At 62.7% G+C, this 23,097-nt stretch carries 17 protein-coding genes; 5 read left to right on the plus strand and 12 right to left on the minus strand.

The window, feature by feature from the left end; all coding sequences use genetic code 11:
- The first annotated feature begins 1 nt into the window (after position 1).
- On the plus strand, positions 2-370 hold the full coding sequence (locus tag CKO42_RS09940; protein ID WP_200243012.1) for a hypothetical protein: 369 nt from the start codon (positions 2-4) through the stop codon (positions 368-370).
- 7 nt (positions 371-377) lie between these two features.
- Here the strand turns inward: CKO42_RS09940 and CKO42_RS09945 are convergent, their stop codons facing one another.
- The 5 genes from CKO42_RS09945 to glgB form a co-directional block, all read right to left on the minus strand.
- The gene (locus CKO42_RS09945) at positions 378-2,513 is read right to left on the minus strand and encodes an FUSC family protein (RefSeq protein WP_200243015.1); all 2,136 of its coding nucleotides are present in this window, start codon (positions 2,511-2,513) and stop codon (positions 378-380) included.
- Between the two features lie 148 nt (positions 2,514-2,661).
- Entirely contained in the window at positions 2,662-3,729 is a 1,068-nt protein-coding gene (gene mdtN, locus CKO42_RS09950) for a multidrug transporter subunit MdtN (RefSeq protein ID WP_200243018.1), read from the minus strand.
- Between the two features lie 3 nt (positions 3,730-3,732).
- The gene (locus CKO42_RS09955; RefSeq protein ID WP_200243021.1) at positions 3,733-3,936 is read right to left on the minus strand and encodes a YtcA family lipoprotein; all 204 of its coding nucleotides are present in this window, start codon (positions 3,934-3,936) and stop codon (positions 3,733-3,735) included.
- 307 nt (positions 3,937-4,243) lie between these two features.
- Complete coding sequence (locus tag CKO42_RS09960; RefSeq protein ID WP_200243024.1) at positions 4,244-5,713, minus strand: cache domain-containing protein; 1,470 nt, start codon at positions 5,711-5,713, stop codon at positions 4,244-4,246.
- A 210-nt stretch (positions 5,714-5,923) separates the two neighbouring features.
- Positions 5,924-8,326, minus strand: a complete 2,403-nt coding sequence (gene glgB / locus CKO42_RS09965) for a 1,4-alpha-glucan branching protein GlgB (protein ID WP_200243026.1) — start codon at positions 8,324-8,326, stop codon at positions 5,924-5,926.
- A 235-nt stretch (positions 8,327-8,561) separates the two neighbouring features.
- Here glgB and glgC point away from each other — a divergent pair, with 235 nt between their 5' ends.
- The 4 genes from glgC (at position 8,562) to CKO42_RS09985 (ending at position 13,570) form a co-directional block, all read left to right on the plus strand.
- The gene (gene glgC / locus CKO42_RS09970; protein ID WP_200243038.1) at positions 8,562-9,833 is read left to right on the plus strand and encodes a glucose-1-phosphate adenylyltransferase; all 1,272 of its coding nucleotides are present in this window, start codon (positions 8,562-8,564) and stop codon (positions 9,831-9,833) included.
- 101 nt (positions 9,834-9,934) lie between these two features.
- The gene (gene malQ / locus CKO42_RS09975; protein WP_200243041.1) at positions 9,935-11,422 is read left to right on the plus strand and encodes a 4-alpha-glucanotransferase; all 1,488 of its coding nucleotides are present in this window, start codon (positions 9,935-9,937) and stop codon (positions 11,420-11,422) included.
- Positions 11,423-11,621: 199 nt separating this feature from the next.
- Positions 11,622-12,824 carry a BtaA family protein gene (locus tag CKO42_RS09980; RefSeq protein WP_200243044.1) on the plus strand — a complete coding sequence of 401 codons (1,203 nt, stop codon included), beginning with the start codon at positions 11,622-11,624 and terminating at the stop codon, positions 12,822-12,824.
- Positions 12,825-12,826: 2 nt separating this feature from the next.
- Positions 12,827-13,570 carry a class I SAM-dependent methyltransferase gene (locus CKO42_RS09985; protein WP_200243048.1) on the plus strand — a complete coding sequence of 248 codons (744 nt, stop codon included), beginning with the start codon at positions 12,827-12,829 and terminating at the stop codon, positions 13,568-13,570.
- 115 nt (positions 13,571-13,685) lie between these two features.
- On the opposite strand, the gene CKO42_RS09990 is transcribed toward CKO42_RS09985, so the two are convergent.
- The 7 genes from CKO42_RS09990 to CKO42_RS10020 all read right to left on the minus strand — a co-directional run bounded on the left by CKO42_RS09990 (position 13,686) and on the right by CKO42_RS10020 (position 23,084).
- Complete coding sequence (locus tag CKO42_RS09990) at positions 13,686-14,093, minus strand: hypothetical protein (RefSeq protein WP_200243051.1); 408 nt, start codon at positions 14,091-14,093, stop codon at positions 13,686-13,688.
- Positions 14,094-14,170: 77 nt separating this feature from the next.
- Positions 14,171-14,461: a hypothetical protein gene (locus tag CKO42_RS09995; RefSeq protein ID WP_200243053.1), complete on the minus strand. Its 291-nt coding sequence runs from the start codon at positions 14,459-14,461 to the stop codon at positions 14,171-14,173.
- A 34-nt stretch (positions 14,462-14,495) separates the two neighbouring features.
- Positions 14,496-14,807, minus strand: a complete 312-nt coding sequence (gene yhbY, locus CKO42_RS10000; RefSeq protein WP_420844285.1) for a ribosome assembly RNA-binding protein YhbY — start codon at positions 14,805-14,807, stop codon at positions 14,496-14,498.
- 40 nt (positions 14,808-14,847) lie between these two features.
- Positions 14,848-15,837: an acrylyl-CoA reductase family protein gene (locus CKO42_RS10005; protein WP_200243055.1), complete on the minus strand. Its 990-nt coding sequence runs from the start codon at positions 15,835-15,837 to the stop codon at positions 14,848-14,850.
- 67 nt (positions 15,838-15,904) lie between these two features.
- Positions 15,905-17,428 (minus strand): fumarate hydratase, encoded by a 1,524-nt coding sequence (locus tag CKO42_RS10010; protein WP_200243057.1) that lies wholly within the window; start codon positions 17,426-17,428, stop codon positions 15,905-15,907.
- 334 nt (positions 17,429-17,762) lie between these two features.
- Entirely contained in the window at positions 17,763-19,532 is a 1,770-nt protein-coding gene (locus CKO42_RS10015; protein WP_200243070.1) for a sensor domain-containing diguanylate cyclase, read from the minus strand.
- A gap of 84 nt (positions 19,533-19,616) precedes the next feature.
- Complete coding sequence (locus CKO42_RS10020; protein ID WP_200243072.1) at positions 19,617-23,084, minus strand: sensor domain-containing protein; 3,468 nt, start codon at positions 23,082-23,084, stop codon at positions 19,617-19,619.
- Positions 23,085-23,097: the final 13 nt, after the last annotated feature.

The raw sequence follows: 23,097 nt of genomic DNA on the forward strand, positions 1-23,097 counted from the left end.
TGTGAAAGCTAGTGCGGCAGCGATCACTGAAGCGCCAGCGCGCACCGAGGCGCTGGCGTGGTGCATTGAGGTGGGGTGCAGCCTCGACATGATGTCGCGTGATGTTTTGACGTGGCAAGAAGAGGCTCGCGCAGAGACGCAGAGGCGCAAAGGAAGAAAGCGCATGCTCGATGTTCTCAGTGCGCTTCTCTTGTCCTTCTCTTCTTCTCTGCGCCTTTGCGTCTCCGCGCGAGATCTCTTTTTCTTGTGTCGTCTACGCAACATGGCAGCATCTGATCGACATGATGTGGAAACCGCACCCATTGAGGTGAAAGCCTGTCATGAAGCGCTATCGCGCAATAAGACGCCAGCGCGGCGCAACCAAGCATGACGGTCCGTCATCCCGCGGCCCTCTGGAGCTGTTTGAGTTGGCGACTGAAGGGGCCGACGAAAGTTGCTAGACCGGCATGTAGCGTTGGAGACGACGCAGGACAAGGATTGGGGTTTAGGCCGCAGTCGGAACCGCTGTTGGAGCCGGAGGCGGAGGCGGCGAGTCCGGGTTCTTCCGCAGGTCCGTAAAAGCGTTCCGCAAGGCGGTCGAGCTGTTCGGCGGTTTGCGTGAGGTCTGCATCACGGCTCAGCCAGATCGCGCGATTGAGCGCCTCGATCTCGGCGACCGCGCCATGCAGCGCCGCCTCGCTCTCAGGCGTCGGCCTGAACGCGCGGGGCTCGAAAGGCAGCAGGCGCAGGACCTCCTCGCTCTTGCCGACCAGCGATTCAATGGCGGCGGCGCTGCTGACCGCGTTCGGTCGCCTGGCGGGTGCCAGCCGCGCCATCCCGGCCAGCCCCGAGAGGGCGCGCGCGAACAAGGCACGGGCCTCGCCGACGATGGGCGCCGGCCAGAGCCGCGTAAAGATCAGATAGACGACGAGATTGCCAAGCAGGATGCCAACGATACGGCCCTGCGCCGTGTCCAGACTGACACTCGGCCCGAAGCCTTGTAGCACCGTGAGCAAGAACGCCAGTGCAACCTGCACGCCGGCGTAAGAGAGGCGCTCGGGGCCGGTCGAGACCCAGGCGCCGACCAGGCAGCCGAAGAACACCAATGCCATCAGCGCGCCGATGCCGTCGATATGGGGGATGACCCAAAAGATCGCCGCGACCCCGATCGCTGCCCCGATCAGGCAGCCGATGATGCGCAACGTCAGCTTATGCAGGGTCTCTCCGGTGGTGCCGAGCGCGGCGACATAGCAGGTGACCATCGCCGTATGGATACCCTGCCAGTCAATCGCCGTATAGATGAGAAAGCAGATCACCGCGGCCGCCGTGGTCTTGAACGCTAAGCGGATGTAGGCCGGATTGCTCAGCGCGTCCGGGGCGACGAAGGGCGTCTTGGGTGCCGGCACGACCTCGGCCTCGGGCGCACCGGCGAGCACATTGAGGGTATCCCAGGCCGCTCGCTCGGCGGGATCATCACAGGCTGCAGCCCAGGCGGCTTGCTCAGCGGGGTCATCCCCGGCTGCACCCGAGACCGCTCGCTCGGCGGGGTCATTCAAGGCTGCACCCTCGGCAGGATCGACCTCGGCCTCATCCGCGCAGGCGGCGTCGTCTTCGAGAGAACTTTGGGCGATGAGGCGCGTGCGAGACGGCGATCGCGGCGGCGCCGGAGCCGTAGCTGGAGCCATAGCCATAGCTGGAACTGGAGCTGGAGCTGGAGCTGGAGCTGGCGCCGGCGCCTCGCCCTGACCAAGCGCCTCATGGGCGGCGCGGATTTGGTCTGTGAGCGCGGCGCGCCGGGCCGGGTCAAGATCATCCGGGAGTGCCGAGACCGCGAGCATCAGCGCATAGCCGGCGCGCAGGTCGGCGGCGATTTGCCGGGCGTCCGCGCGCGGCACCAGCCGCAACAGCCGGGCCGACAGCGCCTGCGGCTCGAAGGGCGCGTTGCCTTCGCGCAGCAATTCGCGCAACTCCGCGCGATCACCCGTCTCCAGCGCCTCTGCGGCGGCGGCAAGCCGGGCGCGGAGCTTATCGCGCAACAACCCCACCGGCGAAAAGCCGAGCAGCAGATTGAAGCCGATCATCAAGAGCATCGGCAGCGCGGCCATGGCCCAAGCCTCACGCAAGGCGAAGGTCGCGGCATCACCGAAGGGCGCCTTGACGATCAGCGTCAGCACGAAGGCGATGATCAAGGCCATCACGTTGCCTTGCTCGCCGAGCTGCGTCGCCGCGCCGAGGTAGAGCAATAGGCAGGAGCTGATGACGATCGCCAACATGATGTGCAGGGTCGAGCCCTGGGTCAGGTTGATGATCCAGGCCAGGAGTGCGATCAGCCCCGGCAACAGCAGCAGGAAGCCGATACCGGTGCCGATGTTTGCCACGGCATCGGGCTTCATCAAGAAGATGATCAAGTAGCAACTGATCGCCGCCTCGGGGATCTCGAACATCATGGCCGCGCCGGTCACCAGCGCGCACAGCAGCGCGATACGCCAGGTCAGGCCGGCGCGACCGGGGAAGGGTTGCAGGTCCTCCAGCACCTGGTGCCAGCGCGATGGCGCTGGCGGGAGGATTGACGGTTGTGCCGACCTGGGAGCCGCCGGTTGTGCCAACGAGGGGCCCGACGAAGAGGCCGACGGGGATGCCGACGAGGGTGCCAACCGGGCTGCCGGCGACAAATTCAACGGATCAGTCAGCGGCGCCTGGGTCACAGTCTTCACCATGTCGTACCACCGCAACCGCTGATGCGCCCACGCGCATCAGCGGCGCGGGTGGGTTGTCGAGTCTGATCCGTATCGGAAAGCGCTGGATGATGCGCACCCAGTTGAGCGACTTCGGCACATAGGGCACGCCGCGCGGCAGGTTGACCAGATCCTCGGAGACGACGCCCCAACCAATGCTGTCGACCCGGCCGGCGACGGGACGCGAGCGATCGGCCAGCACGTAGACGCGCGCACAGTCGCCGATCGCGATGCGCGACAGCTCGGTCTCGGGGAAGGTGGCCGAGGCATACCAGTGCTCGCTGTCGATCAGCGTGAACAGCGACTGACCAGGCGCGACGATCTCGCCGGTGGAGACGGTCAGGCCGACCACCAGCCCGTCATGCGGCGCAAGCACCTCGGTCGCCGCCAGTTCGTGCTCGGCGATGGCCAGTGCTGCCCGTCGGGCGTCGACCAGTGCCTCCGAGGCATCGAGCGTTGTCACCAACGCTTCTGCAGCCTCGGCCTGGCGCAGCGCCTGATCCAGGCTGGTCTGCGCATCGTCCCGTGCCGTGCGCGCGTCATCGACCTGCTGGGCCGTGACGTAGCCCTTGGGTGCCAGCGGCAGGAGCCGGGCCAGTGTCGCCTCGGCGAGCGCAAGGTTAGAGCGTGCGCGCTGCACCTGCTCGCTGGCGACAGCGGCATTCGACTGCTCGGCCACGATCGTCCGCCGCTGGGCATCGCGCGTTGCCTCGGCAAGGCGTAGGTCGGCCCGGGCCTGCGCCACGGCCAGCTGGTAAGGCTCGGGATCGAGCGCAAACAACAGCTCGCCCTCGGCGACACGCTGGTTGTCAGTCACTGCGATGGTCACGACCCGGCCGGCGATGGTGGCGGCGACGTTCACCCGATTCGCGGTCAGCACGGCATCTTCGGAGAGAGGATTGTTCGCGGCACGCTGCAAGGACCACCAACCGGAGGCGACCGCGCCGATGAGGATCAGCACCGCAAGGCTGGTGCCGACGACCGTGTAGCGGCGTGCATAGGCCGATCTCGCCATCGGCTAACGGCCAAAGACCTTGGCAGAAATCGCAAAGGCGATCAAGCAGGCGAGTGCGATGTAAACCAGCGTCCGCAGCGGCATGCCTTCATCAACACCCAAGCGGATCAGGAGGCTGCGCACCAGCATTGAGCCCAGGATACCGAGCGTGGCGCTGATCAGCCAAGAGGGGAAGTAGGCACCGTAGAAGGGCAGCTCTGGACTCATGCTGTCTAGGATATCCTAATATATCCAGCGAACCTCTGGGCTCCGCTCAATCAGCTAACAGTAACCCTTGGGTACCGTCTTGGATGGTGCCAGCAAACGCGCTTAGTGGGGCCTCGATCATCGTCAACCACTTTGCCGTTGGCGTTAGGAGGTAGCGCTTAATCATGGGCAGACGCCAACAGTGCCGCTGTAACCTACACATGAGGATCTCCTCGGGCGGGTGTTGCGAGCATCGAGCACGGCCAGCTGTTGGATGACGCGACGGTGCGGCTGATCGCCGAGCACGATCTCTGGTGGAGCCTGCAGCCTAAGGATAGGCAATGGCGCTTTGGTAGACCTGCCCCAGATCTTCCAGATCATCCAGGCATTGCCAGCGCAGACCCGCCGACTCCGACAATCGCCAGCGCACTAGGGTGCTGCCCTGGCGAGGATCATGTGCCAGGGTAGCGCTCTCAGCCTCGGCCATACGGGCGAAGCGGATCTGGGAAAGCAGCAAACCCTCGGCGAGCAGACGCTGCACCGCCCCGCCTAGGCTCCGATCGTGAGGGGCAATCAGCACCACCTTGAGGTCGCGGACTTCGTAAGGCAGCAACCGAAACCTTGTGATATCGCGCAACATGTTGCCCAGCAGATCGGTCTCCGTTCCTCCGTAGATCCGGTCATTCTCGCTGGCGTGGCCCAGAATCGCCTCGCCGCTGGGAAGGATCATCAGCAGGGCCGTGCAGGTGGAAATACCGAATGTCAACAGGGGCGCATCAGCAGATGAGCGAAATTCGTCCATGTCCACGATGAGGCCATCTCGCGGCAGCACATGCTCCGCGCAGAAAGTCGGATCGCCCTCTGGAAGATGGCGCTCAAGGAGCGAAACATCTTCCGCTTGCTGTTGCCGGAAGTGCTTGGTCAGGATCTCGTCTTCATCGATCTTGGCGACCAGCAGCCAATCGCTGTCCTGTACCCGGCAGAGGGTAAATGAGGTCAACACCGGGTAGCCTCGGTAATCGATTACCCGCCGGTGTCCCTCGCCCTGGGAAAATTTGGGCTCCAGGTTTTTCGCGGCTAGGTGCCGCAGCAAGGCCCCCTGATCGGGGTGTAGTCGGCTGGCCGTGAGCATCTGGTGGCGACGATTGGCGAGAAAGACCTCGCCAGTCTGGCCCAGATCATCTTCCCGGGTGAAGATCCTGTTGATTCGATTCAAGGCAGACTGGCAGACCAGCCAACCCTCCCTCTGGCCGTCAATGACCATGGGCTCGACGAAAAAGGCTGAGGGTTCATCCGAGGCCCAATAGAAATCGTAATCCACGAACGACCGCTCCGGATCGCGCAAGAGTTGGCGAGACAGCGCCGATTCGGCCAGCCGACCCGAAAACAGGTGCTCGTGATAGTCCCGCTCGTGCCGGATGGTGGAGAGGACGAATCCGCTCTTGTCGACGAACAAGATGTCGTAGAAGACCGGGTAGTGTTGCAGGTAGTGATCGCGGATGGAGGCCTTGAGCTGCTCAATGCTCTGGATCACCTCGGGTGGGGCCGGCAGCTGTCCCTGCAGCTGATGATAGCGCTGCTTGACCTTGAAGTAGTCCTGAAAATGGGCGTCGGTGGATGCCTGGCCGGCCAGTCGCTGCAGCCGTTGAAGATAGCCTTCTAGCTGATCTTGCCGGACATCGCGGATCTGATCCAGGGCGCTGTAGGCATCCTCAAGGACCGGATGCATGCCCTCATCGGCCTGAACCGGCAGGGCGAGGAGCAGTATCAGAACGATAAGGGTCGTACCATGCCGCATGAGAACACTCAAAAAAGCTTGGGATCTACTCTGGAATCCGGTGATGCGCTAGGAGGGCGAATCAGCGCCTATTCCGCGAGAGACCGGAGCCATTGTCGATCAGCATCCCCACATGCTCGATCCCTTGCGTATCGAGCCAGCTCATCAGGCTTTCGCGAGATTTCGCTAGGCTGGCCGGCGGACCCTGCGCTCGCCGCCGCTGGCGTTGGCTCAGCCTTTGCTGCTATCGGCATCGGTTGCCGCTGGCGAGTCGGCACCTGTCGCTTGCGAGCCAGTCCCTGCTGCTGGCGAGTCGGCTTCGCTATCGGAACCGCTCTGATCAGTGTCAGTCGTGTTCCGTGCGGCTCGACCCTCGGCCAAGATGGGCGCGGCAAGGCTAGACGCGTCGGCGGCATCGACATCATCGGAGGCAACCGAGCTTGGTTCGAGCACCATGATGACACCGGCAAGCGGCGGCAAGGCGAGTGGGATCGAGTACGGGCGGCCCATCCAACTGCTGCGCTCTGAATGCACGCCGCCGCGATTACCGACGTTGCTGCCGCCATAGAGCTCGGCGTCGGAGTTGACGGCCTCGCGATAATAGCCCTCGACCGGAACCCCGATGCGGTAGTTCTCGCGCGGTACCGGGGTGAAATTGAAGGCGCAGGCGACCAGATGCTTGCCGTCTTTGGACTTGCGCAGATAGCTCAACACCGACTGGCTGGAGTCGTGGCAGTCGATCCACTCGAAGCCTGAGCTCTCGAAGTCGACCTCGTACAACGCCGGCTCAGCGCGGTAGAGATGGTTGAGATCGGCGACGATTTTTTTCACGCCCTGATGCTGGGGCCGCTCGAGCAGCTCCCACTCGGCCGCAGCATCGAAGTTCCACTCCCGACCCTGTCCGAACTCGCAGCCCTGGAATAGCAGCTTCTTGCCCGGATAGCTGAACATGAAGGTGTAGAGCAGGCGCAGCGAGGCGAACTTCTGCCAGGCGTCGCCGGGCATCTTATCCAGCATCGACTTCTTGCCGTGCACCACCTCGTCGTGGCTGAACGGCAGCACGAAGTTCTCGGTAAAGGCGTAGAGCAGGCCGAAGGTCAGTAGGTCATGGTGGTAATGGCGATAGATCGGGTCCTTCTCCATGTACGACAGGGTGTCGTGCATCCAGCCCATGTTCCATTTCATGCTGAAGCCGAGACCGCCTAGATAGGTCGGGCGCGACACCTGTGGCCAAGAGGTGGATTCCTCGGCGATCATCAACGAGCCAGGATGCTGCTCATGGGTGACGGTGTTGAGCTGGCGCAACAGCTCAACCGCGTCCAGGTTCTCGTTGCCACCGTACTTGTTCGGTATCCACTCACCGTCGTTGCGCGAGTAGTCGAGGTAGAGCATCGAGGCTACCGCGTCGACGCGCAGGCCGTCGATATGGTACTCATCGAGCCAGAACAGGGCGCTCGAGAGCAGGAAGTTCTTCACCTCGTGGCGGCCGTAGTTGAAGATCAGCGTGCCCCAATCCTTGTGCTCACCCTGGCGCGGGTCGGCGTGCTCGTAGAGCGCGGTGCCGTCGAAACGCGCCAGCGCCACGGTATCGCGCGGGAAATGCGCCGGCACCCAGTCGAGCAGCACGCCGATGCCCTGCTCGTGCAGATAGTTGACGAAGTAACGGAAATCTTCAGGGGTGCCGAAACGCGCCGTCGGTGCGAAATAGCCAGTCGCCTGATAGCCCCAAGAGGCGTCCAGTGGATGCTCGGTGATCGGCAGCAGCTCGAGGTGAGTGAAGCCCAGCTCCTTGCAGTGCGTGGCCAACTGCTCGGCCAGCTCGCGGTAGTTAAGGAAGCTGCCGTCCTCGGCGCGGCGCCAGGAGCCGAGATGCACCTCGTAGACCGACATCGGCTGCTGCTGCCAGTTGATCTTGGCGCGGGCCTCGAGCCAGTCTTGGTCGGTCCAGGCAAAGTCGCTCGGTGCGTGCAGGATGCAAGCGTTATCAGGGCGTTCTTGAAAGGCGCTGGCGTAGGGGTCGATCTTGACCATCGGCACGCCCTCGGCGGAGCGCAGCTCGAATTTATACAGCGATTCGGCAGCCAGGCCGGGGATAAACAACTCCCAGACGCCAGAGCCGGGGCGAACGCGCATCTGATGCTCACGCCCGTCCCAGTTGTTGAAGGCGCCGACGACGCTGACCCGGGTCGCGCCTGGGGCCCAGACGCCGAACTGGAAGCCAGTGATGCCGTCAATCTCGAGTTGGTAGGCGCCGAGAAAGCGATAGGCGTGCCAGTGGCGACCCTCACCGAAAAGATGCAGATCGAAGTCCGGGATCTGGGTGCCGAAGCTGTAGGGATCGTGCTGGGTATGCACCTGTCCCTGCTTGTCGTACCAGCTGATTTGATAGCGCTCGTCGACGGCGCTCGCTGGCCCCTCCCAGACGAAGAGGTCGGTGCCGTCGATGCGGCTGAGCTCGACGTCACCCTTGCCGATACGCACCCGCTCGGCGCGCGGCAAAAGCACCCGGACGACGGTGTTGCCGTCGCCTTGATCGTGACGGCCGAGGACCTCGAACGGGTCGTGATGTCGGGCCTCGACGATCCGCAACAACGGCTCGGGAAGGTTGGGGTAGCGAAGCTGACTCTCGGGCATGGTGTGTCGGTATCCTGAGGCTCTTTACGCCGACGATGTTACCATAGCGTCGGAAATTCACCGGCTTGGTTGGTTGCCGGCTAACGGTCCGCGCGATTGGTCAGCGCCAACGATCCGCGCCAATGCCGCTGGCGGCCGCTGCTCGACGATTTGCCGAGCCGCTTGGTTGCCCTCTTACGCACTGAGTGGCCCCTTGCATTCACCTCGAATCGGCGCTCGCGCCCGGAGGTTCAGCATGGCAGAAGAGAACCCACGTTTCGTTAGTCGTCTGACGCGAAACACCTTGGCGCTCATCCTCGCCGGCGGCCGCGGCTCTCGGTTGCGTCAGCTGACGCAATGGCGCTCGAAGCCTGCGGTGCCGTTTGGTGGCAAGTTCCGCATCGTCGACTTTCCGCTCTCGAACTGCATCAACTCTGGTATTCGACGTATCGGCGTATTGACGCAGTACAAGGCGCATTCGCTGATCCTACACATTCAGAAGGGCTGGGGCTTCCTGCGCGGCGAGTTCGGCGAGTTCGTCGAGCTGTGGCCGGCGCAGCAACGGGTGGCTGAGAACGCTTGGTACGCCGGCACCGCCGATGCGGTGTTCCAGAATCTCGACATCATCCGCAGCCACGACCCCGAGTACGTGTTGGTGCTGGCTGGTGATCACATCTATCAGATGGACTATGGGCCGATGATCGCCCAGCACGTCGAATCTGGCGCTGACATGACGATCGGCTGCATCGAGGTCGAGCGCGAGCGGGCCTCGGGCTTTGGCGTCATCAGCGTCGATGACCAACAGCGCGTGCAAGCGTTTGTCGAGAAGCCGGCCGATCCGACCTCGGTGCCGGGTCGGGACGATATCGCCTTGGCGTCGATGGGCATCTACGTCTTCAACCGTGATTTCCTGTTCGAGCAGGTGGTCGCCGATGCCGATATGCCGGGCTCTAGCCATGATTTCGGCAAGGATGTGATCCCGCGCGCGATCCAGCGCTATCGGGTGATGACCTATCCGTTCCGTGATCCGCACAGTGGAGCCCAGGCCTACTGGCGTGATGTGGGCACCATCGATGCCTTCTGGGAGGCGAATCTGGAGCTGATCGGCGTCACCCCGCCGCTCAGTCTGTACGACGATGAGTGGCCAATCTGGACCTATCAGGAGCAGCTGCCGCCGGCCAAGTTTGTGTTCGATAACGACATCCGCCGCGGGATGGCGGTCGACTCGATGGTCTCCGGCGGCTGCATCATCTCTGGCGCGCTGGTGCGCCACTCGCTGCTGTTCTCAAATGTGCGGGTGCACTCGTTTGCGCATGTCGAAGACAGCGTGATCCTGCCGAATGTGGATGTCGGGCGCGGTTGTGTGATCCGCCGTGCCATCGTTGACCACTGGTGCCGGCTCCCGGAAGGTATGCGGATTGGTTGCGATCGCGCCGAGGACGTTGCGGCCGGACTCTACGTGTCCGAAGGTGGCGTCACCTTAGTCACCCCGGAGTTGCTAGGCCAAACTGTCAATCGGGTGCGCTGATGCTGCGCGCACTGCACGGCTGGTCGCTGCTGGCTGATCCGATGCTGCGGGCAAGCTAGCGGCTCTCTTCACCTTAGTCATCATGTCCAAGCTGTATTGCTATGCACGAAGTCTCCGCCACCGACTGCCTCGACCAGCGCCGTGCCGGCGTCTTGTTGCACCTGACATCGCTGCCTGGCGAGGGACCTTGCGGTGACCTTGGCTGGGAGGCCTTTAACTTTGTCAATTTCCTCACCGACGCCGGCGTCAGCGTCTGGCAGATGCTGCCCGTTGGTCCACCGCAGGCCGGCGATTCGCCCTATCAGACCAGCTCGGCACATGCCGGCAGCGCGCGGCTGATCGGGCTCGGGCCATTGGTGACTTGGGGCTGGCTGCCCGCCGATGCGGGCGCGGCCGACAGCGACGCAGCCAAGCTCGAGCGCCTGCGTCAAGCGCATCAGGGCTTCCTGGAAGCGGCCTCTGCGGAAGAACGCGCAGAGCTCGCCCAATTCTGTGATTCCCAGCGCTTCTGGCTCGACGACTATGCGCTCTATCGCGCCATCCACGAGGAGCGTGAGGCGCCATGGTGGCAGTGGCCGAAAGGCCTGCGTAACCGCGACGGCCGAAGCCTTGGCCAAGCTCGCCGGCGGCTGGGCAAGGCCATTGATTACATCCGTTTCGAGCAGTTCGTTTTCTTCCGCCAATGGGACGCGCTGCGCGCGCATGCGAACGAGCGCGGGGTGCGTCTGTTTGGCGACATGCCGATCTTCGTTGCCCATGACAGCGCTGAGGTCTGGGCCCGACCTGGGGACTTCGATCTCAACGCGGACGGCACCTGCCGCGTGGTCGCCGGCGTGCCGCCGGATTACTTCTCAGCGACCGGCCAGCGTTGGGGCAACCCGCTCTATCGCTGGGATCAGCTGGAGAAGAACGGTTTTCGCTTCTGGCTGGATCGGATGCGCACCCAGCTGCGCTTATTCGACATGATCCGCATCGATCACTTCCGCGGCTTTGAGGCCTACTGGGAGGTGCCAGCCGAGGAAGAGACGGCGATGAACGGAACCTGGGTCAAGGCCAAGGGCGATGCGCTGTTCATGCGCTTGCGAGACGAATTTGGGGTCTTGCCGCTGATTGCCGAGGACCTGGGGGTGATCACCGATGAGGTCGATGCCTTGAGACGCAGGTACCGGATGCCCGGCATGAAGGTGCTACAGTTCGCCTTCGAAGGGGGTGCTGCCAATCCCTATCTGCCATTCCATCACGGGCGCGATTCAGTCTGCTACACCGGGACTCACGATAACGACACCTCGCTGGGCTGGTATAAGTCCATCGATGAGAGCCTGCGTCAGCACGTCGATGACTATCTCGGGCATTCGCAGGAGCCGATGCCCTGGCCGATGACCCGTGCCGCCTTGGCCTCGCGGGCTGACCTAGCAGTGGTGCCGATGCAGGATCTGATGGGGCTTGATGGCGAGCATCGGATGAACCGGCCTGGAGTGCCGACGGGTAACTGGCGTTGGCGCTTTCAGTGGGATCAGCTCGATGCGCAGCTCGCGCATCGGATCAAGCACCTGATCGCGCTCTATGGGCGTCTTCAGAGCGTTGATTAGACGCGAAGTGGCCGGCGATGTTTCTGACGTCCTGATCGGAGTTTCTTCCTGATCAGGCTCTCTCCCTGATCAGACTCGAGCAGCGTTTCGACGCTGGCCTGCCAAGCGACTGCAATCGCATCGTCTTGAGGCTGCAACGGTATCGTCACCTTGGCTTGATAGTCTTGTTCGGCTTCATTGCCACCGAGGCGACCCTGCCATGCTCGTGACGACCAAACCCAGCCTCGCTGATCGTTTTGATCAGAAGGTGTTCGACGCCATCTATTCGCGCGCACTGGTCTACAACACCTGCTGGGAAGACCCGGCCGTCGATCGTTTAGTGCTCAACATCGGCCCTGATGACCGCATCCTGGTCATCACCAGCGCTGGATGTAATGTTCTCGACTATGCCTTGGTCGGGCCGGCGGCAATCCATGCGGTCGACGCCAACCCGCGCCAGAATGCGCTGCTGGAGCTGAAGTTGGCCGGCATCCGCCGGCTTGAGTTCGAAGACTTCTTCGCCGCCTTTGGCCACGGCCACCACCCCGGTTTCGAGCGCCTCTATCGGCGGGAGCTACGCGCTGAGCTGAGCCCGTTCGCGCAAGCGTTCTGGGACAAGCGCGTGCGCTGGTTTGGCCATCCGCGCGGCAGTTTCTATTTCCATGGGCTATCCGGCATTGTCGCGAAGAGCTTCCACGCCTATCTTCGGGTGCGGCCAAGGCTCGCGGCGAGCATCTCCGAGCTGTTCGAGACCCGCTCGCTCGACGATCAGCGCCACGTCTATGAGACCCGGGTGCAGCCGCTGATCTGGTCGCCGACCATCAACTGGACGCTCTCCCGGCAGCTGACCATGAGCATGCTCGGTGTACCGCATCCGCAGCGCAAGGAGGTCCAGGAGCAGCATGAGCGTGGTGTCGCGGGCTTCGTGCGCGAGTCGATCGATTATGTGTTCCGGCAACTGCCGGTCTGGACCAACTACTTTTGGGCGGTCTATGTGAACGGGCGCTATACGCCAGACTGCTGCCCGGAATACCTGAAACCGAATAACTTCACCGCGCTCAAGCAGGGCAGGGCCGACTGCATTGAGCTGCATACATCCACGGTCTCAGAGCTCCTCGCCAGCAGCCAGCAGCGTTTCTCGAAGTATGTGCTCCTCGACCACATGGACTGGATGAGCAGCTATGCGCCTCAGGCCTTGGCCGAGGAATGGGCATTGATCCTCGAGCGCGCACGCGCTGATGCGCGCATCATCTTCCGTAGTGCGCACGCGGCGCCGAGCTATCTGCAAGACCTTGAGGTCAGTCCGGCGCACGGTGGATTGCGAGATTGTCTGCAGTTTCATCCGGAGCTGGCAGCGCAGATGCAGCCGCTGGATCGGGTGCACACCTATGCCGGCTTCCACATCGCTGACCTGGCGGCCTGAGCATGGCGGTCGCTGCCGTCACCGCGGAGCTGAAGGTGCTGCTGGCGCTGTTGCGGGGGCAGCCGCGCGCCGGCTCTCATGCCGAGCGACTGGAGGCCTTCTATGCGCCGCAAGCGGGTCGCTACGATGCCTTTCGCGAGCGCCTGCTGCATGGGCGGGGCGAGTTGGTGGCCGATCTGATCGTTGCGCAGGCGGTTCCACCCGGCGGTCATCTGGTCGAACTCGGGGCGGGCACTGGGCGCAATCTGCTGTTCTTCGGTGACCGACTCGCGGCGCTGGCACGGATCGATGCGGTCGATCTATGCCCATCCTTGGTCAGCGAAGCGCGGCAGCGGACCGCAGCCATGGCGAATGTCCAGATCCATGAGGCCGATGCCTGCCGCTGGCAGCCCGAGGCGCCGGTGGATACGGTCTATCTGGCCTATTCACTGACCATGATTCCGGACTGGCGCGCGGCGATCGACAACGCGATTGCGATGCTCAAGCCAGGCGGTCATCTCGGTGTCGTCGACTTTTACGTTTCAGCGCCAGAGCCAGCGCCCGGCCTGGTGCGCCACTCGCCATTCGCGCGGGCGTTTTGGCCGCGCTGGTTCCGCCATGACGGCGTGCATCTGGAGCCCGAGCGTTTGGCCTATCTGCGCCAGTCTCTGCCCGATCATTGCTTGACCGAGGCGATGGCGCCGGTACCCTATCTGCCTGGCTTGCGGGTGCCTTACTATCGCTTCGTCGGCCGTAGGGACAATTGACGTTACTCTCCAGTAAGGGCGCTCTCGTCCGGGATGGCGATGCGCCACGAACCTGACGGTTAAACAAGCGCTTCATTGTCTGGCAATCGCCTTAGCGCATTTTCGGCAAGCCGTCTTACTGCCCGATTGCCTTGCTTGCTGCGTCGATCAGCTCGCGACCTTGTCGTTGCATTGCCTGAGCAATGGCAGTCGCAAGGGCTTGTCCGCTCAGGGCTGCGCCGTTGATCACGACCTGGCTGGGTGAGGTGGCATAGGCGCTGAGCGGATCGGCGAGTTGCTGAGCGGTATCTTCCACGGCGTTGTAGCGATAGGCGCAGCTGGCGCTGCCGTCGCCTGCTGCCGCTGACCAACGCAGGTTCACGGTTGCGTCGCTATAGCCGGGTGTGCGGGTGCTGACCTGGGTCCAGGTCAGCTGACTGGTTCCCAACTGCCCGACGACCAGGTCTTTACAGAGTCGCACGCGAACGTCTTCGCCTGGGTTGGCGCAGCCCAGCAGGATGCTGCTGCCGATGAGCATGCTCATGAGCAGGGTCGCTGGGCGCGACGCGACTGGCTTCGTTGTCTGTTGTTGCATTTGGCATGATTCCATTGATTGTCGATTCAGCGCGATTGCTGGAAGCGCGGCGCCTGTTCGATCGGTGTCGGTTGTCGTTTCATTCTGATTCGCTGGGGGTGCGGCCTCCGCATAATGTCAATCAGATGGTGCCATGTCGCGTAGATGACATAAGAAAAAGAGATCTCGCGCAGAGACGCAAAGGCGCAGAGAAGAAGAGAAGAAGAGAAGAACAAGAGAAGCGCACTGGGAACATCGAGCAAGCTCTTTTTTCCTTTGCGCCTCTGCGTCTCTGCGCGAGCCTCTTCTTGCCACGTCACAACATCACGCGACATCATGTCGAGGCCGCATCCTTCGCTGGAGCGGTCATGTTCAGAGCGGCAGCAGGATGCGCTCGCGACGCTCGGGGTTGGCGCGGAAGTAGCTGGCGGTGTTGCCAATGCGCTGCACGAGGTCGGCGTTGGTGCGCTCGGCGATGGCGTCGACGATAGCATCGCGCTCATCGTGGTCGCCGCCGGGCACCTTCACCTTGATCAGTTCGTGATGCTCGAGCGCAAGCTCGACCTCAGCGAGCACGGCGTCGCTGAGGCCTGCGGCACCGAGCAGGACGACCGGTTTCAGGTGATGGGCTTGCTTCTTGAGCCAGCGGCGTTGATGGTCGGTAATCGGGATGGTTTGAGGCACGATTGGGTACTTTTTGATTGGGTCGGTGAGACGTCGGCGCCTATGCGGGCATCACCAGGATGCGACCATGGGTCTTGCCAGCGAGCATACGCTCGAACACCGCAGGCAAGCCATCCAGATCGACCTGATCGCTGACCAAGGCGTCCAGGTCGCTAGGTCGCCAGTCAGTCGCGAGGCGGCGCCAGAGGTCGGCGCGCAGCGGGAAGGGGACATCAACTGAATTGCAGCCGAGCAGGCCGATCCCGCGCAGGATGAAGGGCATCACCGTGGTCTCGAGCGCGGTGCCGCCGGCGAGGCCGATGCTGGCGATGTTGCCATTGGGGGCCAGGGTGCGCGTGATCTGCGCGAGCATCGCCCCACCGACATTATCGACCGCGCCGCCCCAGACTGCCTTCTCGAGCGGTCGGTCACCCCCGGGAAGCTCATCGCGGCCGATGATGCGGCTGGCTCCGAGTTGGGTGAGCCAGTCGTGCAGTGCCTGCTTGTTGGAGACGGCGACGACCTCGAAATCAAGCTTAGCGAGGATGTTGATGGCGATGCTGCCAACACCGCCGCTGGCGCCGGTGACCAGGATCGGGCCGAGTCCGGGATGCTGGCCGTTGACCAATAAGCGATGCACGGCCAATCCTGCGGTGAAACCAGCGGTGCCAAGGATCATTGCCTGGCGCGGGTCGAGCCCCTGTGGCGTCGGCGCGAGCCAGTCGCCGGGGACGCAGAGGGTCTCCGCATAGCCGCCGTCGTGATCGAAGGCCATGCCGAAGCCGGTGGCGATGACCGCATCGCCGGGTTTCCAACATGGATGCTCGGACTGCTCGACGATGCCGGCGGCATCGATGCCGCCAGTGATCGGGAAACGCTTGATCACCTTGCCTTTTCCAGTACCGGCGAGGGCGTCTTTATAGTTGACGCCAGAGGCGCTCACCCGCACCAGGACCTCGCCCTGCGTCGGTTGCACGATCGCGACTGCTTCAACGCCGGCGCGATGCCCGTCGTCGTCCTGATGAATCCGGAAGACCTGTTGCTGAGTCAACTTGAACTCCTATCGTTTGGCTGCTGCTGGATCATGCGGCCTCGACGACGAAACGATGTCGTCGAACTTACTCAACCTTAATCGGGATCTCGGCAATCCGCGAGCGCCATTGCTGCGGGCCGGTCTCGTGGACCGAGACACCGCGGCTGTCGACGGCGACGGTGACCGGCATGTCTTCGACCTCGAACTCGCGGATGGCCTCCATGCCGAGGTCTTCGAAGGCGATCAGCCGTGCCGACTTGATCGCCTTTGAGACGAGGTAGGCGGCGCCACCGATCGCGATCAGGTAGACCGCGTGGTGGCGGCGGATGGCGTCGATCGCCGCGGGTCCGCGCTCGGCCTTGCCGATCATGCCGATCAGGCCGGTCTGCTCGAGGATCTGGTCGGTGAAACGATCCATGCGGGTGGCAGTGGTCGGCCCGGCGGGACCAACGACCTCGTCACGCACTGGATCGACAGGGCCGACATAGTAGAGGAAGCGGTTGCTCAGGTCGACGCCCTCGGGCAAGGCCTCGCCGCGGTCGAGGAGCTCGACGATGCGCTTGTGCGCAGCATCGCGGCCGGTCAGCAGCTTGCCGGAGAGCAGCAGACGCTCACCGGGTTGCCAGCTGGCGATCTGCTCGCGCGTGATGCTGTTCAGATCAACCCGGCGGGCGCCTGCGGTGGGGTCCCAGGCGATCTCGGGCCAGCTGTCGAGTGCGGGTGGCTCGAGCTGGGCAGGGCCGGAGCCGTCGAGGGTGAAATGGCAATGGCGGGTCGCGGCGCAGTTCGGGATCAGCGCGACCGGCAACGAAGCGGCGTGGGTCGGGAAGCTGTTGATCTGCACATCGAGCACGGTGGTGAGACCACCGAGGCCCTGAGCGCCGATGCCGAGGGCGTTGACCTTCTCAAACAGCTCGAGGCGCATCTCCTCAATGGCGTTCGCCGGCCCGCGCGCCCTAAGCTCATGGATGTTGATCGGCTCGCTGAGCGCGGCCTTGGCCATCAGCATCGCCTTCTCGGCGGAGCCGCCGATGCCGAGCCCGAGGATGCCAGGCGGGCACCAACCGGCGCCCATGCTCGGGAGCTGCTCGAGCACCCAATCGACGACGCTGGCGCTTGGATTCAGGATCGCGAAGCGCGCCTTGTTCTCGGAGCCGCCGCCCTTGGCTGCCAGGCGCACCTCGAGCTTGTCGCCGGGCACCAGCTCGGTATGAACGATGGCCGGGGTATTGTCGCCGGTGTTACGACGCGCGCCGATCGGCGGGTCGACGATCGATGCGCGCAGGATATTGTCCGGATGCGTATAGGCGCCGCGCACACCCTCATCGACCAGCTCCTGCAGGCTGCGGTTGGTGTCCCAGCGCAGCGCCATGCCGACCTTGAAGAAGGCGATGACGATGCCGGTGTCCTGGCAGATCGGCCGATGACCTTCGGCGCAGAGCCTGGAGTTGATCAGGATCTGGGCCATCGCCGACTTCGCCGCCGGCGATTCCTCCGCCTCATAGGCCGCGCTCAGCGCGCGGATATAGTCCGGCGGATGGTAGTAGGAGATGTATTGCAACGCGTCGGCGATGCTGGTGATGAGGTCGTCTTCGCGGATGTGGCTCATGCAATCGTTCTCACAATCGTTCTCATCTCAATGCGTTCGCGGTAGCAGGTCTCGCTTGTCGAGCCTTGACGGGAGATCGAGGCCATTAGGCGATTTCTGTCAAAGCTCATACCGCCTTGCTGGTCTTTTCGCTCGTCTTCTTCGTCGCGCCGCCGGTCACATAGCCCGGCTATGCTCCCGGCGACGCTCCTCGAAGACAAACGAAAATCCTGCGCAATTCGGTATGAGCTTTTCCGGCAATCGCCTTAACGCCCGCGGCGTAGCGGCCATCCATGCCATTTGCTGTCAATGATGTGCAGATGCGCAGGCGTGGCTTGTCAAAACGTAGCGGCCATCAATCTCCGTCGCTGTCGGTGCAGAGTCCGCCACTGTCGGTGCAGACCCGATTACGGCCAGCGTGCTTGGCAGCATACAGGGCTCGGTCCGCACGATTGACGATCTCGTCTTGAGTGTTCTTGTCTTGAGCGGGCTTGTCTTGACTGTGCTTGTCATGGCTCTCAGCGTCGAAGTGGCAGCGAGCGATGCCAGCGCTGGTGGTGATGCGCACGGACTGTTGTTCGATGCAAAAGTCGGTGACCTCGATTCGATGCCGCAGCCGTTCGACAAAGCCGACCGCCGGTTCGAGATCGGTATCCGGCATCAGGACCAAGAACTCTTCGCCGCCCCAACGCGCAATCCAGTCGGATTCGCGGGTGTTGTCACGGAACAGACGGGCCACCTCTCGGAGCAGGCCATCGCCCACCAGGTGCCCATACTGGTCGTTGATGGTTTTGAACCAATCTAGGTCGAAGATGGCGACGCAGTAGGGCCGCCTCGCGCGCAAGCTCTGTGCATGGATGCGCTTGATGGCGCGCCACATGCCGCGCCGGTTGAGTAGGTCCGTCAGTGGGTCGTGTTCGGCATGGTAAGCGAGCTTCAGCTCGGCCTCTTTGCGCTGGGTAACGTCGATGCGCAGGCCACTGGCGGCAAGCGCCATGCCCTGTGGATCGCGGTCATAGACGCGTGCATGGTCTTGCAGCCAGATCCAGTGTCCGTCGTGGTGTCGAAAACGGTATTCGGCCTGGAAGTCGTCCAGCTCGCCATGCAGTACCTGCTGGCTTTGCTCACCGAAGGCGGCTAGATCTTGTGGGTGCACCTGCGTTTTCCACCAGTCATAGGTCACCGCGAGCTCGCGGGATTCATAGCCGAGTTGGGCCATATAGCGCTCGTCAACGCAGACATCTCCGGTCGTGAAATCGATGGTGTAGGTGGCGATGTTACCGGATTCAAGCGCGAGCTCGAGCATGCGTTGCGTGCGCAAGAGCTCAAGCTCGGCGAGCTTGCGCACGTGGATGTCGCGGCCAGAGCCGATGATACCGATGACCTGCCCCTTGCCATCGAGCACCGCCGAATCCGACCAGCCAAACCAGCGCCAACCCTGGCTGGTCATGGCTCGCTGCTCCAGATAGCAGCGATAGGGCGGTTGATAGAGTGCAGCCATTGCGGCCTCGGTGGAGGCGCGGTCATCTGGATGCACCAGCGGCAGGAAGCGTTGACCAATCAGCTCTTCCTGACGCTTGCCAAAGGTTCGACAATAGCCCGGACTGACAAACAGGAAGTGGCCTTCGGCATCGACCTTGACGATCAGGTCGTTCTGGCGCTCGACCAAGAGTCGATAATCGGCTTCACGCTTACACAAGGCCGCCTCAAGCGTCAGCTTCTGGGTCACATCCTGCACGAAGCCGACCAGCTTAGAGATCGAGCCATCGGGCTTGGTGAGCGCCGTGCCGTAGACCTGAGCATGGCCATCGGTGCCGTCGTCGCGATGAATGTGCAGGGTCAATTCGTAGGATTTGCCATAGGTGGCACAGTCTGTGACTGCGTGTTGCAGTCTTGACCAGTCTTCTGGGTACAGATAGTGCTCGTGCTCGGAGAATGTTGGCTCTCCTAACCCAGGCTCACGGCGGAAGATACTGAAGATCTGGGGCGACCATTCTATCTGTTGGGTCTCAAGATCCAGGCACCAATGGCCAAGATGGGCAATCCGTTCGGCCGCATCGAGTATCTGCTGAAACTGCTCAAGGCTGGACGTTTGTTGTTGCCCTAGGGGTCCGTGCTCATCCATTTCGGCTTCCTTCTTGGTCGGCGGCAGTGCCGGTGGCCTGATCGAATCGTCTGCAAGGCGTTGAATGCGTTATCGCCGCTCCCGTTATCCCCGTTCCAAGGATAATTGGCGCAGTGCATCGGGCTTCATCGGGCGACCAAACAGATAGCCCTGTGCCTCATTGCAGCCCTCGTGTTCCAGAAACGCGGCTTGCTCTGGGGTCTCGACACCCTCGGCGATGACCTCAAGGCCAAGTGCCTTGCCCAGGGCGATGATGGCTCGTGCAATCGCGTCGTCGTTGTCGTCGATGGTCACGCCGTCGACGAAGGTCTTGTCGATCTTCAGGCGGCTGATCGGGAGCGTTTTGAGATAGCCGAGCGACGAGAATCCCGAGCCGAAATCATCGACGGCGATAGTGATGCCGAGATCGCGCAGGGCGCTGAGATTTGCGATAACCCGATCGACGTTACGCATCAGCATGGATTCCGTCACCTCGAGCTCGAAGCGTTCAGGTGCGACGCCGGCGCGCTGCAAGATCTCACGGATCTCATCAACGAGATCGATGCGCTCAGCCTGTTGCACCGAGATGTTCACGGCCAGCCGGTGCACCCTAAAACCCTCGGCATCCCAGGCGAGCAGCTGCAAGCATGCTTGCTCGAGCACCCACTTACCGAACTCACTGATGAGACCGATCTCTTCTGCGATCGGGATGAACTCAAACGGCGAAACGGCACCGAGCTCCGGATGTGTCCAGCGCAGCAACGCCTCGGCGCCTTGGATTCGACCCGTGCTCAGATCGACTTGTGGCTGATAGAGCAGGCTCAGCTCACCGCGGGTTAGGGCTCCGCGTAGCGCCGTCTCGTGGTGGAGGCGCTGGATTGCGCGTTCCGTCATTTCGGCCTCGAAGAACCGATAGGTGTTGCGGCCGTGATCCTTTGCTCGGTACATGGCCATATCGGCATTACTGAGCAGGATGTCCATGCTCTCACCATCGTTCGGGAACAGGCTGACGCCGACGCTCGCGGTGACGCGTAGCTCGCGGTCGCCAACCTGAAAGGGTTGCGAGATCCTGTCACAGAGCCGTTGGGCCAAGTGCGCAACGGTGGAGGGATCATCGATTGCCTCTGTTAGGATCACGAACTCATCGCCGCCGAGCCGCGCCAAAGTATCAGCATCTCGGACTTCGGCTTGGATCGCTGTCGCCACATCTTGGAGCAGTTCGTCGCCAACCGAATGACCCAAACTGTCGTTCACGTTCTTGAACAGATCCAGATCGATGAACAGCAGTGCCAGCATGCGCTTCTCACGCTTGGCACGCTGTAGTGATTGCTCCATGCGCGCGCGCAACAGGGCGCGGTTCGGGAGTCCGGTCAAGGCATCGCTATGGGCGACCCGGTAGAGCTCTTCCTCAGAGCGTTTGGCGTCGCTGATATCGTTGAAGATGCCGATGTAGTTGGTGAGCTGTCCGTGATCGTCCCGGACGCCGGTGATGGTCATCCGCGCCGGATAGATCTCGCCATCTTTGCGCCGGTTCCAGATCTCGCCGCGCCACGAGCCGGTGTTCTTGATCGCAAGCCACATGCTCTTAAAGAACGCCGCGTCATGGTGACCCGAGTTGAGCAAGTCGGGTCGACGCCCAATCACCTCGGATTCCTCATAGCCCGAGATGTCGCTGAAGGCGCGATTGACCGCGAGCACCAACTGCTGAGCATCGGTGACCATGATCGCCTCACTGGAATTTTCGAACACGGTCGAGGCCTGGCGCTCGCGGTGGCGCGCCTTGGCCTCTTCAGTGCGATCGTGCCAGTGCACGAAATAGGCGAAATCCCCATCGAGTAAAACCGGCACGAGCGTCACTTCGACCGGAAGCGGCGAGCCGTCCGCCTGCTGGTGCAGCCATTCGAAGCGCTGGGTATTGCCTGCCGCCTCTGTCATGAGGCGTTTGGACTTGGCTTCGGAGTCTTCACCGTCGGGCTGTACCGCGGGGGAGAGCTGATGAGGTTGTTTGCCGACCACGGCAGCAGGATCGGCATACCCGAGCATGCGCAGAGCGGCCTGATTGATCTCGGTTAAGCGTCCGGACTGCATCACCAGCATGCCTTCCGCTGCCGATTCGAACAGCGCCCGAAAGCGTCTCTCACTCTCCTCGAGCCGGAACGTTGCTTCGATCTCAGCGGTGATGTCCGCACTCGTGCCGCGGATGGCCTCGACCGTTCCGGCCTCGTTCTTGATCGGTTCGGCTTGGGTGCGCACCCAGCGTATGTCGCCATCATCGCCGCGTCGAATGCGATGGTCGAGCTGATCGCCTGTACCGTCGTTGAGCGCCCGCTCAAACAACCGCTCGAGCCGCTCGCGATCCTCGGGATGGGGGAACGTGCGACTCAGCTCGGCGCGGGAGTAGGCAGACTTGTCGGCACCGTGGATGCGTTGCCAGCCTGGTGAAACCTGGATCAGGTCGTCGCTGAGCTTCCAAGACCAGGCGCCGGCCTTGGCGATGCGTTCGGCATCGACGAGCATATTGCGCAGCTCCCGAACCGATTCCTCCATGTTGCGCCGTGTGGTGACATCCCGATTGACCCCGCGTCGGCCGAGATAGCGTCCGTCATCGGCCAGGACCGCGCGGCATTCGTGCTCGATCCAGCGCCAGTGGCCATCGCGATGCTGAATGCGCAGCAGCAGGACCCCATTATCGTCTGATCCATGCGCCTGAATCCCGCCAAGATGCTGGCGCCATTGCTCCCGGTCTTCGGGATGGATCAGCTGGCCAACCAGGCTCGGATCATCGAGGAACGCGCTGGCGCTGTAACCCGTGATCTGCCGGCAGCCCGGGGAGACATGCACGAAGTGTCCTTCAGGGTTGATCCAGTAGTCCCAGTCCAGGCTATATTCGGCCAGGACATGATAGGCCTCCTGGCTGCTGGCCAAACGGTCATAGGCATGGCGCAACTCGCGCTGTTGATGAACCGTCGCGGTACGGTCGACGACAACGCAGAGCAGGCGCGGCTCGCCATCGGGTGTTGGCGGTAGCTGGGCGCCATGCAGATCACCGATGAACTCGCGTCCATCGGTGGTCTCGAAGCGCAGCTCTGGTCGTCCGATCTCTTGCTCTTCACCGAGTGTGAGCTGCCTTAAGAGTGCCAGGAAGCCGTTGCGGTCTCGCTCGCTGACCAGGCGCAACAGAAAATGGTGATGCACGCGCAGATCACGCAGTCCGAATAGCCGACTGGCGGACGGGTTCGCCGAAATCACCAGACCATGACGGTCGATCACGAGGACGGCGACCGGAGCGCTCTGGAACAACGCGGTAAAGCGTTCCAGTGCCTCATGGGTGCTCTCTTGGCTGCGGACGAGCTCTTCGTTCTGGATCTCGAGCTCGGCCTGGTAGATGCGGACGTTCTCGATCAGCGTGCTCAGGCTGACGTCGCCGCTCGCGATCAGATCCTCGGCGAGATCGAAGCGGCCCCGGCGCAGTGCAACCAGCGCGCGTTCGCGAAACTCCGCGCGCTGCGCGCGCTGGTCGTCAGAGTCAACAGCGTCTGGGGGGGCGAATGGAGGGGTTTGGGACTCGTGCATGGTTACTCAATCG

Origin of the sequence: Lamprobacter modestohalophilus, assembly GCF_016583905.1 — a bacterium.
Lineage (GTDB): Bacteria > Pseudomonadota > Gammaproteobacteria > Chromatiales > Chromatiaceae > Lamprobacter > Lamprobacter modestohalophilus.

Excerpts from the sequence above, each read along its gene's own strand:
- CKO42_RS09995 (WP_200243053.1), bottom strand. The coding sequence starts at position 14,461 with ATGATGTCGCGTGATGTTGTGACGTGGCAAGAAGAGGCTCGCGCAGAG.
- CKO42_RS09985 (WP_200243048.1), top strand. The coding sequence starts at position 12,827 with ATGGCGGTCGCTGCCGTCACCGCGGAGCTGAAGGTGCTGCTGGCGCTG.
- malQ (WP_200243041.1), top strand. The coding sequence starts at position 9,935 with ATGCACGAAGTCTCCGCCACCGACTGCCTCGACCAGCGCCGTGCCGGC.
- CKO42_RS10015 (WP_200243070.1), bottom strand. The coding sequence starts at position 19,532 with ATGGATGAGCACGGACCCCTAGGGCAACAACAAACGTCCAGCCTTGAG.
- CKO42_RS09955 (WP_200243021.1), bottom strand. The coding sequence starts at position 3,936 with ATGAGTCCAGAGCTGCCCTTCTACGGTGCCTACTTCCCCTCTTGGCTG.
- mdtN (WP_200243018.1), bottom strand. The coding sequence starts at position 3,729 with ATGGCGAGATCGGCCTATGCACGCCGCTACACGGTCGTCGGCACCAGC.
- glgB (WP_200243026.1), bottom strand. The coding sequence starts at position 8,326 with ATGCCCGAGAGTCAGCTTCGCTACCCCAACCTTCCCGAGCCGTTGTTG.
- CKO42_RS09980 (WP_200243044.1), top strand. The coding sequence starts at position 11,622 with ATGCTCGTGACGACCAAACCCAGCCTCGCTGATCGTTTTGATCAGAAG.
- CKO42_RS10020 (WP_200243072.1), bottom strand. The coding sequence starts at position 23,084 with ATGCACGAGTCCCAAACCCCTCCATTCGCCCCCCCAGACGCTGTTGAC.
- glgC (WP_200243038.1), top strand. The coding sequence starts at position 8,562 with ATGGCAGAAGAGAACCCACGTTTCGTTAGTCGTCTGACGCGAAACACC.
- CKO42_RS10010 (WP_200243057.1), bottom strand. The coding sequence starts at position 17,428 with ATGAGCCACATCCGCGAAGACGACCTCATCACCAGCATCGCCGACGCG.
- CKO42_RS09960 (WP_200243024.1), bottom strand. The coding sequence starts at position 5,713 with ATGCGGCATGGTACGACCCTTATCGTTCTGATACTGCTCCTCGCCCTG.
- CKO42_RS09990 (WP_200243051.1), bottom strand. The coding sequence starts at position 14,093 with ATGAGCATGCTCATCGGCAGCAGCATCCTGCTGGGCTGCGCCAACCCA.